Annotated in this window: 7 protein-coding genes and 1 pseudogene; 2 read left to right on the top strand and 6 right to left on the bottom strand. The window is 62.5% G+C overall.

The genetic code is table 11. The annotated features are described in order from the left end of the window. Positions 1–154: 154 nt before the first annotated feature. The 6 genes and pseudogenes from VHX65_03670 to hisI all read right to left on the bottom strand — a co-directional run bounded on the left by VHX65_03670 (position 155) and on the right by hisI (position 13,763). On the bottom strand, positions 155–4,507 hold the full coding sequence (locus VHX65_03670) for a hypothetical protein (GenBank protein HEX3997630.1): 4,353 nt from the start codon (positions 4,505–4,507) through the stop codon (positions 155–157). Further along, positions 4,504–6,345: a hypothetical protein gene (locus VHX65_03665; GenBank protein HEX3997629.1), complete on the bottom strand. Its 1,842-nt coding sequence runs from the start codon at positions 6,343–6,345 to the stop codon at positions 4,504–4,506. Before VHX65_03665 ends, VHX65_03670 begins: the two co-directional genes overlap by 4 nt. Before the next feature lie 153 nt (positions 6,346–6,498). Then, positions 6,499–9,012, bottom strand: coding sequence for a hypothetical protein (locus VHX65_03660; protein ID HEX3997628.1), 2,514 nt, complete (start codon positions 9,010–9,012; stop codon positions 6,499–6,501). Between the two features lie 16 nt (positions 9,013–9,028). Then, complete coding sequence (locus tag VHX65_03655) at positions 9,029–11,818, bottom strand: BatA domain-containing protein (protein HEX3997627.1); 2,790 nt, start codon at positions 11,816–11,818, stop codon at positions 9,029–9,031. A 115-nt stretch (positions 11,819–11,933) separates the two neighbouring features. After that, a complete protein-coding gene (locus VHX65_03650) occupies positions 11,934–13,076 on the bottom strand; it encodes a squalene--hopene cyclase (protein HEX3997626.1) in 1,143 nt (380 codons plus the stop codon). A 300-nt stretch (positions 13,077–13,376) separates the two neighbouring features. Next, positions 13,377–13,763, bottom strand: a pseudogene (gene hisI, locus VHX65_03645) (phosphoribosyl-AMP cyclohydrolase). 345 nt (positions 13,764–14,108) lie between these two features. Between hisI and VHX65_03640 the strand changes: the two are divergent. Together VHX65_03640 and VHX65_03635 are read left to right on the top strand one after the other, a co-directional pair. Next, on the top strand, positions 14,109–14,783 hold the full coding sequence (locus VHX65_03640) for a glycosyltransferase (protein ID HEX3997625.1): 675 nt from the start codon (positions 14,109–14,111) through the stop codon (positions 14,781–14,783). Between the two features lie 787 nt (positions 14,784–15,570). Further along, the gene (locus VHX65_03635; GenBank protein HEX3997624.1) at positions 15,571–16,746 is read left to right on the top strand and encodes a hypothetical protein; all 1,176 of its coding nucleotides are present in this window, start codon (positions 15,571–15,573) and stop codon (positions 16,744–16,746) included. Positions 16,747–16,891 lie beyond the last annotated feature (145 nt).

Raw genomic sequence — 16,891 nt, 5'->3', positions numbered from 1 at the left:
TCTAATGACGAATGTCTAAAGAATGACGAATGACTGAATGACGAACTGTTGGCGGCGCGAACGGCGAGGGGATGCCGACAGCGCGAATGATGATGGTGCGCCCATTCGTCATTCGTGCTTCGTCATTCTTTAGACCTTCGTGCTTCGACATTCGTCATTTCCCGTCCTGGATGTTTTCGAAGTAGTTCTTCAAGCGGTCTTCATACACCTTCGGGGCCGGCTTGTGTGCCTTGGCGCGGATGGCGTTGCGGACTTCAGGCGGAAGCTTGGCCAGCCACGGGGCTTCTTTCGAGGCGGCGCGGTTGGAAAGCTCGGCTTCGTGTTTGGTGGCGTCGTCGGGAGTGCGGCTGTCGTTCGGTTGGAGTGCGGTTTGCTGGTTTTGCAAGGCGCTCGCGGGGGGCACGACATTGTTCGTCTTCTGCCCCGATTTCACTCCCGCGCCGCCGCCACCGACCGCCGACGCATTGCCGACGTGCGACTCGGCCTTGCGGCCATGGCCTTGTTCCTGGCCGGGCTCGTTCCCCTGCTCATTGCCCTGCCCTTGTTCGCTGCCCTGACCTGGTTCGTTGCCGGCAGCTTGGGCGGCTTCTGCATTAGCCTCCGGTCCAGCGATCTGTTGGGCGGTCGCTTCCGGAGCGTTGGGAACAATGCCCGTGCCGAGGGCTTGGGCCGGGTCGCCTTGGCCTTGGCCGTGTTCGCCCTGACCGTGTTCGCCGGCCTCTTGGCCATGATCGCCGGCCTCTTGGCCATGATCACCGGCCTCTTGGCCATGATCACCGGCTTCTTGACCGTGATCGCCGGCTTCTTGGCCGTGATCGCCTTGCTCGGGTTGGCCGGCGTCATGCGGTTGGCCCTGGTCTTGGGCCGCAGGTTGGTCGCCTTGGCCGAGTTGCGAGGCGGCTTCGAGGCCTTCTTTGATCGGCTGGTTGGCGACTTCGGTTTGGCCGGAAACTTGTTCGGCATTTTGGCCGATTTGGGTTTGGGCGTCGGCGAATTTCTGTTCGGCGCCCTTGAGCGCGGCAGCCGCTGATTGTTGAGCCGGCGTGGCCGGCGGAGCATTCTGCTGCTGGCCGGCCGGATGGTCGGCGGGGGCATCGCCGGCCGGTTGGCCGGCGGGGGGCGTTTGCGCGGCGGCATCGGCCGTGGCTTCGGCAAGCTTGGCGGCATCGGCGACGATTTCGTTTCGCGCATCTTGCTGCTTCTGGGCGTCGGCAGCAATTTGTTGGGCTAAATCCTTGGCGTTTTCGAGCCGTTGCTGCCGAGCGGCGAGGCTGGCATCTGCCTTCTGCAAAGCGTCGCCCACCTTAGCAGCGGCATCGGCCGGCTTGTCGCCAGCCGCTTGGCCCTGATCGCCCTGGGCTTGATCGCCCTGCGGCTGATCGGCTTGGCCTTGGTCGCCCTGCGGCTTATCGCCTTGAGCTTTGTCGCCTTGAGCTTTATCGGCTTGGGCTTTGTCGCCTTGGGCTTTGTCGGCTTGGGCTTTGTCGGCTTGGCCTTGGTCGCCTTGCGGTTTGTCGCCTTGGCCGGCTTGTTCGGCGGCCTTTTCGGCTTCGTGCAGGGCCGATCCGGCGTCGGGATCGACCGGGGCGGTGTTCTTGGCCAACTGACCGATTTCGCCGGCATGCTGGCCGACTTCGCCGGCCTCTTGCTTGGCCAAATCTTTTTCGGCCTGGGCGATTTGCTTGGCAGCTTGATCCAAGCCTTTGTCGGCGGCTTGCTGTGCCTGCGCGGCGGCGGGCTGGTTCTTATCGGCGAGCGCCTTTTCGGCCTGGCCTGAGGCGTCGGCCGCGTGATCGAGGGCTTCGGCCGCTTTGGGGGCGGCATCGGCGGCTAGTTTTTGGGCATCGGCCGCGTCTTGGCCGACGGCTTTTTGCGCGTCGGGGTCGGGCTTTCCGGCCGGGGCTTGGGCGGCTTCTTGGGCTTCGGTTTGGGCCGCCTTTTCCGCTTCGGCGAGTGCCTGGCGAGCGGCCTGTCGGGCGGCGTCGGCGGCTTGCGGGCTACCGGCCACGGTTTGCTTCGCGGCTTCCGCGGCGGCTTGGGCGGCCTTGTCCAACGCATGGTCGACCGCGTCGTGCGCCGGCGACTTCGCATCGGTTTGATCGCCGGCTTCCTTCTTCGCATCCGCGGCCGCGTCGGCAACTTTCTGCTCGGCCGTGGCGGCGTCGAACGACGAATCGGCCTTGCCTTGGGCCAAATCGTTCGCGGCTTGGTCGGCCGCTTTTTGCGCGTCGGCGGCATCGGCGATTTTTTGCGCTAACTCCGTCGCGGCGGCGGCTGCGGGATGGCCCTCGGCCCGCTGCTCGGCGGCTTGGGCCGCTGCGACCTTGTGTTCGGCTTCCTTGAGATTTTCCAAGGCGGCGGCTTTCGATTCCGGTTGCTTGGCCTGCTCGGCCTGCACATCCTGGCGGCGCTCGACCACGGGTTTGAGCTGTTCGTCGGCGATTTGGGCCAGTTCGCCGGCTTCCTTGGCGACTTCCTTGCGCAAATCGGCGGCGGCCTCGGCAAGCTTGCCGGCCGCGGCATCGGCCTTTTTCGCGGCATCGGCATCGGCCGGCTTCGTGGCATCGCCGGGCTGCTTCTCGGCGGCCACGAGATCGTGGCCCGCGTCGTCGATTGGCGCCTTCGCGGCATCGAGTGCGGCAGCGGCGTCGGCGGAGCGGTCTTTCACTCCTTCCGCCACCTTCTCGGCAACCTGCTTGACTTCCGCTTGATCGTCGGCCAGTTTTTTCGCTTCGTCCTTGGTCAGGCCTTTATTTTTGGCGGCATCGCCGGTTTCCTTGGCGACCTGTTTTTCGGCGGCGGCGGCGCGTTCGAGGGCTTCCGCGGCCCGGGCCAATTCGCCGGCCGAGACGGCTTTCTGATCGAGCTTCGTGTCGTTGATTGCAGCGGCAATTTCCGCGGCGGCGCGATCGACGGCCTCTTGGGCAGCGTCTTGGGCGGCGGCCTTGGCGGCCGGCGTGGCAGCGGCCTCGTCGGCCTTGGCGGCGTCTTGGGCGGCTTCTTTGGCCTCTTCGATCCGCGACTTCACGGCCTCGGGCAACGGCGACGGCTCGGCGGCTTTCGCCAATTCCTCGGCGGCATGCTTATCCTCGCCGGCTGCCTGTTGCGGCTTGTCCTTGGTTTCGGTGGCGGCCTGCTGTTCTTGCTTTTGCGCCTCGGCAACCTGCTGCTGGGCCTTTTCTAGATTTTCAAGCTGTTTGGCCAATTCGGCGGCGCTCTTGTCGGCCGTTTGCCGATCGCCGGCTTGTTCGAGACGGTGCTCGATTTCGGCCAGATCGCCGATGGCTTTGGTTTCTTGTTCCACCGCATCCGGCTGCTTGGCATCGAACAGATCGCCGGTTGCCTTGAGCGTGGCGGCCTTGGCTTGCTCGAGCTCGGCTTGGGCGACGGGGATTTTTTCTAGCGTCGCATTCAGCTTCGCCAGGTCTTTGTGGATTTCGGTCTGCTGATCGACGAGCTTGTCGTTGGTGGGTTGGTCTTGCAGGTCGGCTTGCTTCGTTTCCTTGCGGACCTCGGCCTCACGTTTTTCCAGATCGCGCACCAGGGCCAGCGCTTCTTCGTTCGACGAACCGATCAAGCCTTGCAGGCCTTCGAGCTTGTCGAGCAATGCCTTGAGGGTGTTGATCACGAGTTGCTGGCTCTTGACGGCCGCGGCGTATTTGGCCGATTCGAGCGACGAGCCGGCGTTGTCGACTTCCTTGCCCGCCTGCCCGGCTTGAAGAATCCGCAGGCCATCGGCGGCCCCGGCGCCCAGTTCGCCGCCCCAGCCGGACACGTCTTTCAACGAGGCGACCAACTGAATGAACAGGCTCTTGATATCGCGCTGGTCTTGAATCGTCACCAGGGCGAGTTCCACCTGCCGCTGCTGGGCTTGATCCGAGAGGGATTCGGTCGTTTTGCGAACGTTGGTTTGCTTTTCGATCAGCGAACGAACTTGGGCGGCCAATTCGGCGACACGCAGCCGCCGGGCCAGATTCTGCCGTTCGGCGAGCAGCTTGGTGACGATCGTGCGAATCTTGGTGCGGGCTTGCGTGAACAGCGGGCCGCGGTCTTTCGGGTCGGCTTGCTGGGCTTTGACCAACAGGGCCACGACTTCGCGCATGTCGGCTTCGACGAGCGAGTCGATATGCTTCCGCATCGTTTGGATATCGCGATAGATTTCCAGTTTTTGCAAGCCGTTTTGCTCGAGCTGCTTCAATTGCACGTCGAGCATGTTGCCGACGAGTTCGCGTGCCAGATCGCGGGCACGCTGCTGCAATTCTTGCCGGGCGCGCAGGGCATCGGGGCTGAGCGGATTTTGCGGTGCGTCGAGACTGGCAAGCTGAGTTTTTGCCGCCGGACGCTGGGCATATGCGGTGGTTGCGAACGCAATGGATACTAGTGCGAGAACGCCGAGCACTGCTGGGCAAGCCAGCAGCGGCACCCGGCGAACCGAGTGAATGTGACGCCGAGTGATGGGTCGCTGCATGTCGGGTCGCTGCATGTCGGGTCGCTGCATCCTGGTCATTTCAACCCTCCGGTTTGCGTTTGGCGTTGTATGAGGACATCCATTTGATGGGCGGCGCGGAGATCCGTTTCGCCCAATGCCGCCATGATCCCGCTCTCGTCGGTGATCTGCAACACAAGCGGCTCGCATTTCGTCGTTTTTCCCGGCTGATCGCCGCGGTAGTCGGTCGCTAGCAGCGTTACTTTCACCTGATCGCCTTTGACGAGGTTCAAGGTCGAAAGCGGCAGGTGATAGATGCCGGTGGAGGGAATTTTCGGCGGCACGAGCGGCTTGTCGGCCGCGATCGGCAGCACATCGAGCGTTTGCGGGGCGGAAACGGCGACCGCACCGGCATCCGGCGGCGCTGCATCCGGCGGCGCTGCGTCCGGCTGTGTTGAATCGTGCTGTGTTGAATCGTGCTGGCTCGCGTCGTGTTGAATCTCGACCAACGCCCGAATCGCCGAAATGCCGTAGTCATCGTTGACGGTGTAGCGGATTTCCGGCAAGCCGCTGTTCGGCAGAAAGTATTGCACGTCGACCGAAGCCGTGATCGTCGGCGGGCGGTCGATCTTGATGCGGATATAGCCTTCCATCGGGTGCGGCAAATGCAGGCCGTCTTCGTCGGTCACCTGGATTTGATATTTCGTCGCTTCGTCGATCCGGGCCAACGGCGAGCCAGCGGCCGGCAATGCCCAGCGGCGGCCGTCGGAATCGCGAGCCGCAAGAGGATACGATTTCTTGTCGACGATCAGCGTTGCGGCGGTCAGCCGCTTGTTCAAGCACTCGAGTTCCAGATCGACCCGCGACCCTTCCAGCACCGATAGCTGCCGCGATCCGGCCGGCTCGTCGTTTGTGGCGATCGACTGCCGGGCATAGGCGGGGGGCGTCGGCGTGAGCGTCGGTTGGATTTCCGGGAGCGGGATCACTTCCAAATGGGCCGGGTCGGTCCAGGCGTCGCCGGCAAACACTTGGAACTGCAACGAATCGACCAACTCCGGCAACTGGGCGCGGAAATACAGAATGCTCGGATCCGAGGCAGCGCTGTTGGCCGCGGAACTTTCAGCAGCGGAACTTTCGGCGGCGGAGCTCATGCGAATCTTCGGCTTGAGGCTCGTGAGCTCGATCGGCCGCGACACGCCGCTGGCAACGCTTGTCAGCTCGATCCGCCGCACGTCGATCGGCATCTCGCCCGAAACCTGAACGGCAAATTCGACCGGCTGCCCATAGCCGCTGCGAACGATCTGGCCGTCGCTGGCCACGACCGTGCCGTTGACGGTCAGTTGGTCGATCGAAGTGCGGGTCGGATAATGGCGCGAGCCCATGGCGAGGCGGTTCAAAAATGTCGCCGCGTAGCGCGGCTGCCAAAGCACCGCTCCAATCACGACCACGAGCGTGAGGATCAATGCCAAGCCACGGCGAACGAATTGCTCGGCCGAAAAGCCTTCGAGCAGGTTGCAACCGCGGCTGAATTCCGACACATACGAAATCACCGCCCCTTCCAACTGCGTCGAACCCCATTTCGACGCCTCGGGCGATTCGAATTGCAGCGCCGCCACCAGATCGCTATCGATCTGCTGCTGCCGCTCGACCATCAACGCGACGTCTAACTCGGTCTCGCGCGTGCCGAGGAACGGCTGGGCATATTTCAAATACGCCCAAATCATTACGCCCGCGCCGAACAAAATGGCCAGCAACCGCTGCGGCCGCGACATCGAGAGTTGCCAATCCAAGAGAAAAATCACCGCCAGCGTCCAGAGCAGCGCGACCACGAGCGCCACCAAGGCCGTGCCGAGGCGAATGCCCTGCCGCCGCCGGCGAAGGCTGCCGAGTTGCTCACGAAGGGTTGCTAATTGGGACATGATTGTCGTTCTGTTTGTCGGCCGAGTTGAACCCGGTATCTACCGGCGGTTCACCCTCGCTAACGCTTCGGGCTTGTATGGACGCTTCGCAAAGCGACACCAGCCCGAAGCGTGAGCGAGGGAGGGCCCCGCCGACCAGCGATTTCCTCTCGCTTACGGTAAATTGATCAATTTCCTGAACAGCCATTCGCCGAGCATCAAGGCCACCATCAGGCCGAAGCAAAGCCAGGTGCTCCACAAGGCGAACACCTTGGTCGACGTTTCCTTGACCGGATGCAGATTGATTTCGCTCGGCAAGCGGTTGACGGTTTCCAGGTCGTAGCTCTTGCCTTGGCTTTCGCCGGCAATCTGATCTTGCAGCGCCGTATTGCGCACGGCCGTGAGTTGCTCGGGAGATAGATTCACCACTCGAAAGGTAACTTCCTTCGCTTGGTTCGTGATCGGATCATGGACCCGCACGCGATAGCCCCCCGCGATCAACACGGGAAATTCGATCTCGAACGTGCCCTTGCTGAGCTGCGAGATATTGAGCGTTTCGGTTTCGATCGGGCCGCCGGCCGAGCGGTTGGGCGAAAGCAGTTCGGCCGTGAGCGTATGCTCGGGCAGCTTGTCGAGCGTGAGCGGCTCGAAGTTGGCGTCGTAGGCCTGCACGGTGAGCCGCACGCGGTCGTCGGGCTTATATTGCAATTTATCGGTCTTGACGATGAATCGCTTTTCCAGCCCGATGTGGTTGCTGAGCCCGATGTATTGGATCATCTGGCCCCAGAATTGGCGGTAATACAATTCGCCATATTTGCGACGCAGCCGCCACGTTTCGTTGAAGCCGAGATACACGACTCGGCCGCCGCTGGGGAATTCGCGGATGGCGATGAGCGGTTGATGGGCCTTGCCGTCGGCGGTCGGATCGCTGGGATGCTCGGCCAGCACCGTGGCGAGCGGATGCGCCCATTTCACCGGCTGATACCAGGGCAATTCGCCCATGTTGTCCCACGCTTTGCGGTTCGCTTCGTCGGACGCATCGCCCCCCGACTGCGAGTCGCCGAGCTGCATGAATTTGTAGCGCAGCGAATCGAGCGACAGTTGCATGTGGAACGGCCGCTCGTCGCGCAAATGCGCCGTTGGATCCACCACCACCGGCAAAATGTCGGCCAGCTTCGTGTCGGCCAATTGGCCCGGTCCGAACCGCGGCCCGGCGATCACCACCAATCCGCCGCCGAACTGGGTGACGAATTCGCGCGTCAGTTCGCAGAACCGCTCGTTCAGGGCCGAGGCCGGCATGTCGCCGAGGAAGATCACGTCGTTGGCCAGGAAATCGCTTCGCTTGGGCACCATCGACGCCAAGAAGAGCGGATTCGTGGTGCGCACCTTCGGATCCGACGACCGCAAGAAGGTGCGGAACCCGCGCATCCCCACGAGCGGATCGCGATGAAACACTTCCTTGATAAACCGCCATTCCCAGGTCGGCTCGTATTCGACGTACATCAGCCGCAGAAAATCGTCGATCACCGTGGCATCGCGGCGGGCATGATTTCCTTGATCGACGACTTGCCCTTCGAGATGCTCGACATCGGCGGCGAATTCGAATTCGCCCGTCTGCTGCGGAACGAAATCGAATCGTTCTTCCACGGTCGGCCCGAGCAGCGGCACTTCGCGCGAGCCGATCTCGATCACGTCGGTGTCGGACACATCGGGGCCAATCTTGCGCCGGGCCACGAGCGAGATCTTCGCCCGCCGGCCTTCGAGACCCGTTTGCCGCAGGATGACTTTGATTTCCTGTCGCTCGGCTTTCTTCAATTGCCGCGGCATTTCCAATTCGGTCGCCAGATCGACCGCCGTCTGCGGCCCGACGCCGACGGCATAGACCGGCACGCCCAGCCGTTTGACCGGCGAATCGGGCGTTCCGGCCGGGGCCGGGCCATTGTTGTTGCCGAAGTCGCTGAACATCACCACGCCGGCGAGATTGCTCGTCGAATGCCGCTGGGCCAGATCGTCGAACGCCGTGCCGATCGCGGTCAGTTGGCCTTTGGTCGTCAACTGTTTCGAGAGAAACGCCGGGTCGATTGTTTCGCGCGGCGCCTCGGCCGGCTCCAAGCGGCGCACGCCGTCGGGCCGATCCAAGATATAGGTTTCGACGCGGAACTCTTTTTCCAGCCGGGCGAATAGATTGTCGTCGCCGGAGCGGTTCACGAGCGCCTTGACGTAATCCATCCGCGAGAGATTCTTGGACTGCGTGGCCGACGTGCTCACCGGCGAGGATGTTTCTGCGCCCTGCTGCGAATTCAGACCCACTGCCTCGGCCAGCTTGGCGCGGGCCGCGTCGGTCATTTCATCGTGGATCTCCATGCTCTCGGTGCCATCGAACATCACCCACAACAGCGGCCGCGGCCGACTGGTGAAATCCATCTTCAACACCGGATCGGCGAGCATGAGCAACAGCAGCACCAGCAGCACCGCCCGGGCGACGGCCAAGATGCCGCGCGTTTTCGGATGCCCGTGCGGCTGCCCACGGGAATAGAACACGAGCGCCAATAGCGCCAGCCCGACACAGCCGAACAGCACCCAAGCCGGACCGGCCTGGGCCCACGGGGCGGCGAGGGAAATCCGCATCGAATTGATCGACTGGAGGTTTTCAACCCCCATCAACCGGCCTAGAAATTCAGTCAACATCCGGCAACATCCCGTTTCAGGCGGTTTCCCGTCGAGCGGCCAGCGACTGCGACGCAGTCGGCCAGGCCAAGATCGTCAATTCGAGAATCAGGCACGCCAGCACCGCCAACAAAAGCCACCACCACGTGTCTTGCCCCCACACTTCGGCGCCGGTGAGGCTGATCGGCTGGCCACGAGGAACCCACTGGTAGCGCGGGCCGGCCGACGAATCGGCGGTCGCGACCGTCGCCGCTTTCGCCGTGTCCGCGCTGGTCGCGGAATTCGCGCCAGCCGCGGTCGAGTTGCCATTTTCGGTGGTGCCCGACATCCGCTCGGCCAAGCCCCGTTCGTCGATCGAGGCCAATTTCGACTCGTCCATCGGGCCGTTGGCGGCCATGACGGCTTCCCAAGCCAGTTTTCGGGCGGTCGAGGTTTTTCCGCCGGCGGGGACCGTCGCCGAGGCATTTACGGCGCCCTTTGGATCCGCGGCGACAGTGTCGTTCGTTTTGTCCGCGCCGTTTTTGTCTGCGTTTTCCGCCGGCGAATCGCCGGCGCTTTCCGGTCGCCGAATCGCGACCCGGTAGATGCCGCGCTGGGCGAAGTCGGACACGGCCACGACGAAATTATCTCGTCCGCGTCGTTCGACCTCGAGCGGCTGCTCGATTCCACCCGGCCGCACCAGGACGAACGGCTCGTTTCGTTGGCTTGGCTGAACGTTGACCATCACCGGGGCGGCGGAGGTGTCGACATTTCGCTCCGGCAGCGTGGATTCGATCCGCGACCGCAAAATCCGATCGACCAGCCACACGGCGTTCTTGCGCGGCATGTCGTTCCAATCGGAAAAGAATCCGCTCGTGAGCATGATTACCCGGCCGCGGCCGATATCGCGTTGCACGAGGAACGGCAGCTGATTGTCGTAGCGCAATTCGACGATCGGCCGCGATCGCTCGGCCAACTCTGGCGCGGAAAGGTCGGCATCCGAGGCGTCGCGCTGGGCATCGAAGAGGAGCCACGACGGTGAAATCTCGTTCCGATTGCGCTGCAGGCGATCGAGATTCGCGCGGTCGCCGGCGTCGAGCTGGCCGCGCAATTCCTTTTCCGAAAGCGTTTGGATCTGGGTGTCGATATCGGCCAATTGCTTCCGCTCGGCTTCGATTCGCTTGGTTTCGGCGGCCACCATGCGATCGATCGCGCCTTTGTCTTCGACCGGAACGACCGTCTTGAAAAACGTCGGCTCGCGAAGCGAATCGACGATGTCTTGCGGCTCGGTTTGCGGAAGCTGGAAATAGGCATTCGAGGAAATGTCGCTGGGATTGACGCTCAACGAAAACACCTTGAAATCGCCGACGGCCGCATCGTTCGTGGCCGACTTGGCGTTTCCAAACGTTCCGTTGCCCAGCTCTTCGGGCGTGCGGCCGAGCGGCTGCGGGGCAAGCGGCAGCGGCAGGATTCCGCCGCCGTCGAGCCACGCTTCCTCCGACCATGCCGCCGGATCGAAATCGGCTCCCGCGGCAATCACCAATTGTCCGCCTTGGCGAACGTAGTCGCGCAGCAGGCGAACGTTGTCGGCCGATTCGGGCCGCGCCACGCCGGCGATCACCACCAGCCGGGCGTCGCGCAGATCGTGTTCGTCCAATTGGTCCATCCGCCGCTGCACGACATGCACCAAGTGCAGTTGCTCTTGCCCGCGCGTCGTTTGCGGGGCCAGCAGCCCGCGGAAATTGCGCGTTTCGCCGAAGCGGTTCCGCTTGGGATCTTCCGATTCGCCGTATTGATCGACGAACACCACCGGCAGCGCCGCCACGACCGGCACGGCCAGATAGCGGGAATCGTCGATCGTCAAACGATCCGAGGGGAGCGACACTTTGGCCGTCGCCCAGCGCACGCCTCCCTGTTCCGGAGGTTCATTGAACAGATATTCGAAGGTGACTTCGGTCGTCTGATCCGGATTCAGATCGATCGTCTTCGATTGCACTTCGGCGCCATCGATCGAAAGGGTGACGGGCACTTTCTGCCGCTGGCTATGCCCTTGATGCGAGACGGTGGCGACGAATCGCGTGGGCGTCGAAACATCGGCCAGTCCGTCGAGCACGCGAAAGCCCGAAATCCAACTATTCTCCGGATTCCGCGGCGAGACATCGACCACTTGCAGGTCGGGCAAACCCTTCAGCAGCGACGCCGAGTTTACGCCCTTCCAATTCTGAACCTGCTGATCGCTGAGAAAGATGATTCGCTTGGCCTTTTCGGGCACGTCGGGGGCTTGCTGCATTCCTTCACGGGCCAGATCGGCGGCGCGGGCAGCGGTGCCCGCCCGATCGACCACCGGGATTCGCAGAAGGGCGTCTTCGGCGTCTTTCTTTGTGCGATATGCGTCGCGGCTGAAGGTCACTCCGCCGCACAAGGGGAGCACGGTCACGCGGCTTCCCTCCGGCAGCGCTTCGATCAACTCGCGGCCGCGCGCTTTGGCCTCATCCAACAGCGTGTCGGTCCCTTGGCGATACGACATGCTCATGCTGTTGTCGACGACCAGGATGGCATGCAGCGGAGTGCCGGGCGTGACCTGATCGCTCGAGGTGCGGGCGAAAAATGGCCGGGCCAGCGCGAAGCCGAACAACAGCACGGCGGCCGTGCGCAAGATCAGCAGCAAAATATCGCGGAGCTGCAAAATCTTGCGATTCCGATTGATCGCCTCGCGCAAGAAATCCATCGCCGCCCAGGGCACGACGCGGTAGCGCCGCCGATTGAGCAGATGGATCACCAGCGGCCCGGCGGCGGCAATCGCCCCGGCCACGGCGAACATTCCAAATCCCGGCAGAAAACTTGGCATGAAGTCGATTTTTCCGTAGGTCAGGCTTTCTAGCCTGACGGCTGCTGTTCTATGGATACGGCGATCGCCGCCGTCCGTCAGGCTGGAAAGCCGGACCAACCCGATCCGCCCCTGGCTACTTCGTCGCTTGCCCCTCCGACTGATATTGCTTGATCTTTCCTTCTTGCAAGATTGGCAGATAGCGGTTCGGAATTGCCAGGATGAAGCATGAAACGCTGGTGGCATACAGATCGCCCGGCTGGCCGCTGACGCGCATCGTGTCGTGCCACACGCCGTCGAGATGCGGATCGCCGGGCATGCGCACTTGCGTGGCGATCAAATTATCCCGCACCAAGGGATACAATTCCTTCCACGACGTGCCGCCGACCTGATACATGGCCTGCCCGATATAGTAGAGCGTGTACGAGTCGAAGGCGGATTTGCCGTCGCGGTTGTATTGCGCCCCCGGCTTGATCTTGTCCTTGATATCCTTGGTCAGCACCTGCATGTTTTTTGGAATTCGCCAGTCGTCGTATTGGCCGAACTCTTGCAGGCAAACCACGCCCGCGGCCGCCATGGCGATGCTCGGCTGGCCGCCGTTCTTCATGTAAGTAAACTGCCCCGGCTCATGCTCCTGATCGGCTTCGTTTTGCGCGCCGCCGCGGGAACTGTAGTGCTCGCGCACATCGCGAATCGCCAAGCGGATCACCTCGGGCGAAACCTCCAGCCCGCTATCGACGGCGCTGCGCAGCGCCTTGGCCTGCATCACGGCGAGACTCAGATCGTGGCCGTGGTCTTGCGTGCCGGCGCGATAATCCCAGCCGCCGTCTTTGCACTGCGTGTTGGCAATCAGCTTCAATGCTCGCTCGAGCACGGAACTGATTCGCTGATCGTTCGTCATGCCATACGCCTGGCCGAGAACGAACGTCGACAGGCCATGGTTGTACATATCGCGCTGGGCGTCGGCGATGTTCAAAAGCCCCGACGGCTTGGCATGGCTCAGCACATAGTTCAGGGCGAGCTCGACGTTGCGGCCGTATTTGCCTCGGCCGGGCGTGTGGCCGTCGGCCAAAAACGCCAGGGCCCCCATGCTCACCAACCCCAGATCGTTCGACTGCCAATTGCCCTCGGGCCCCTGGTTCTGGGCGAGCCATTCAAGCCCATGCGCAAGCGCCGCTCGGCTTTGAGGCGTAATCTCCCATTCTCCTTCGGCGCGAGCGGTCGAAACCACCAGCGCGAGCGAAATGAGAGCAGTAATCGAGGCGAGCAGCGGCTTCATGGCGAGATTCGACCGAACGTCGTTGAGAATTCTTCAGCCAGGCGAATGCGCCGGCTGGACCCACGCTGCTATAGGAATGACCGAGGGCGGGAAAAGGTTACGAGGAAAGCTGTGAGGCTTGAAAGCTGTGAGGCTTGAGGCTGTGAGGCTTGAGGGGTGTGGTGCACGGCTTGGAAGGAGTGGCAGGCGGAGTGGCTGTGAGCGCCGAAGGCGAGCGGGCGGGGGCTAAAGGCCGGTCGCGCGTTCGTCGGGATTCTTCTTCTCTTCACTCGCCGCTCGTCGCTCGTCCCTCGCCCCTCCCCCATACACCGCCGCCGGATCGAACACGCGCTCCCCGACGACGCGAGTTCCCTCCGGCGCGATTTCGCGGAAGAAGCAGCTTCGGTAGCCTTCGTGACACGCGGCGCCGACTTGTTTTACTTTCAGTAGAATCGTGTCGGCATCGCAATCGACATAGATCGCGCGCACTTCTTGCACATGGCCACTTTCCTCGCCTTTGCGCCACAATCGCTTTCGGCTGCGGCTGTAGTAAACGGCTCGGCCCGTGGCCAGGGTCTCAGCATAACTAGCCGCATTCATGAAAGCCAGCATCAACACTTCGCCCGTATCCGCATCCTGCGCGATGGCCGGCAGCAGGCCGTCGCCATGGGAAAAGTCGGGCGCCGGGGAAGTAGTTGGGTCGGTCATGGTTTGAATTGCCGCATGGATCGCAAGCCGCTCCGCCGTGGGAGCGATTTGGCTGCTGCTGAAAATTGATCGCGAAAGAGGCATTATAACCGGCCGGGTGGCCTGCCGCCTGCGGAACAATCGGCGTCGTCGGTTTTTTCCATCTAAAGTCGATCTTTGCGCAGCCATTGAAGCGGTCGGCGGCGGCGGCCGATGATTGCGGTAACTGCATTCCGTCGACGACCAACTTGCACAACGCGCGAAACCGCAAGCGAGCCTCGACGTGTGTTTGATAATGAAGCTCGCTTGCGGTTTCGCGCGTCGCCCCCCTCAACGCCTCACAGTCTCACAGCCTCAATGCCTTCTGTGTCCCCTCCGCTCAGCATTCTCTTGCCCGTCCATAACGTTCAAGCGACGCTCGCGGCCGATGTGGATCGGCTGCTCGATGTGCTGCCTGAACTGGCCCACTGGTTCGAACTGGTGCTGATCGACGATGGCTCGACCGACGCCACGTGCGAGGTTGCCGAAGAACTGGTGACCGAATACCCGCAGGTGGGGTTAATCCGGCATTCGATGCGGCGGGGGATCGAAGCGTCGTGGCGCCTTGGGCTCGAGCGGTCCGACGCACCGATCGTGGTGGGCCACAACGGCCGGCCCGGCATCGAGCCATCAGCGGCTCTGGCACTGCTGAAGCAGGGCGGGGGGCGAGGGGCCAGGGACGAGGGGCGAGCGGAAGAGGCAGACGCGCCGATCGCGGGCGGCGCCAGCAAAACGGGGTTGATTCGGTGGCTTTCGGCACGCGCACTGGCGGGGGAGACACCGGCGTTTGGCGGCTTTTGCATTCTCAGGCGCGAAGCGGAATTGCCTTTGGCGCCGCATCCGTTCGGCTGGCGGATCGAGCCGGCCCATCGGATTCGGACAACGCCTCCGGCCGTTCCCGAGAAGCCGGCCCGCCAGCCAGTGGCGGATCCGCTTCGCAGAGCGACGGCTCCCCGGCCATCCTTTTTGGCTCGTCTCCAACAGCTTGCTTTAGGAGAATAGACTCGGCCGAAAAATGACTTCCGGTTTTGAACCCCTCGCCCCGCCCTCTCCCGCAGGTTGTCGGAACCGGCGGGGCGATCGTGTCTTTGCTTCGCAGCTAGCTTGAGGGCCTCGTCCCGATCGGTCTTGCTCAGCCGCTCGAGCGGTATTTGAACCGCGGCGCCAGCGCTCTTTTGAGGGTGACTTTGCCGGCGTCGAGTGCCACGAACTCCGCATCGAGCTCGAAAGTGCCAGTGCTGTCGGTCCACGGACAGCCGAGCGCGCTTGCACGCGCTACCGCGACGAACAAGGGCGCAAGTGCATACGGCCAGGTTCCGCATTGGTCGTCCCCCAAGAAAGTGCTTTGCCCCACTTGGGCTCGCGACAAGCGCGAGGCTCGCCGAAATCGCGATAGAACGAAGCTAGCCGATTCGCCACGGCCCAATGGCGAACCCTTCCATGGGGTGCCATTCTATCTCCGATTGCGGCTGGCGGTCAAAATTCACGAGCCACGCGCATGCCAAGAGATTATGGCGTTCCCGCAGGTGCGGCATCCGGCCGCATTCCGAAAAGCGGCAAGTTGCCGCTTCTACATGTCGGCAAAGAGAAATTGCAACACCTTGGGCCACTTGCATCGCGCCCGCGCGATGAATAAAACGGATGCTTATCAAACCGCATCCCAGTGGGAGTGCAACGATAAGCCATCGTTCGCTTCGTCTGCGGTTCGCCTTTGTTCTTCCTCTCGCCTCTCGCCCCTAGCCCCTCGCCCCTAATCATGACCAACGTAGGACAGCCTTTATCTCGTGCCATGGAAGCCGGCGAAGGCCTGCTTCGCCTTACGCCCACCTGGGTGCCCCGCAGTTTTCTACATCCGGGCAAACGGATCAAATTGCATCCCGACGATTGGTATGCGTTCGGCGCCGATCGCGGCGGGATCGACGAGCGTTGGTTCGGCAGCACCACCGAAGCCGCGAACGAAAACCGCACGCCCGACGAGGGCCTGAGCTACGTGCTCTTCGAGGGCTCGCGATTCACGCTCCGCGACGCCGTGGCCGAGGCCGGGCCCCGATTGATCGGCAAAGCCCTGTTCGATCGCTACAAGCGCTGGCCGGTGTATTCGAAATTTTTCGACAATATGGGCCCGATCCCGCATCACATGCACCAGGGATTCGAGCACGCGAAGCTCGTCGGCCAGGAAGGAAAGCCCGAAAGCTACTACTTCCCGCCGCAATATAACAACGTCGACAACAACTTCGCCTACACCTTCATGGGCCTCGAGCCGGGCACCACGAAGGCGCAGCTCCGCAAATGCCTCGAAGATTGGAGCAAAGGCGACAACGGAATTCTCGATCTTTCGCGGGCCTATCGATTGAAGCGCGGCACCGGCTGGCTGATTCCGCCCGGCGTGTTGCACGCCCCGGGTTCGCTATGCACTTACGAACCGCAATGGGGTAGCGACGTGTTCGGCATGTTTCAATCGCTGGTGGAAGGGCGAGAAGTGCCTTGGTCGCTGTTGGTCAAAGACATGCCCAAGGAAAAGCACCACGATCTCGACTTCATCATTTCCGAGCTCGATTGGGAAAAGAACGTCGACACGCATTTCAAGGAGCACAACTACTTGGAGCCGATCGTCGACGAAGCCCGCAGCGGCAAGGATTATTGCGACCGCTGGATCGTCTATGGCCGAGTCGATGGCCAGCAGCTTTTCAGCGCCAAGGAATTGACGATTGAGCCGGGCGCTCGCTGCAAGCTGCAAGACCCCGGCGCGAGCGGCTGGATCACCGTGCAAGGCCGCGGCCGGATCGGCAAGCTGCCGCTGCAAACGCCGGCTATGATCCGTTTCGGCGCGGCGACGGAAGACGAAGTGTTCATCACTGCCGAAGCCGCGGCGGCCGGCGTCGAAGTGGAGAACACGGGCAGCGAACCGCTGGTCGGCCTGCGCTACTTCGGCCCCGACACACACCCCAATCTGCCGACGAAATGACGAAGCACGAAGCGCGAATGTCTAAAGAATGACGAATGAACCAAGCCGCGGACCGGCCTGCCGATCGAACGAGACTCGACTTTTGAACAAGACTCGACTTTTGAACAAGACTCGACTTTTCCCTAGCACGGGCGTTTACGCCTGT

This window comes from Pirellulales bacterium, assembly GCA_036267355.1.
GTDB lineage: Bacteria > Planctomycetota > Planctomycetia > Pirellulales > DATAWG01 > DATAWG01.
This window is presented reverse-complemented; position numbering and strand designations above follow the sequence as displayed.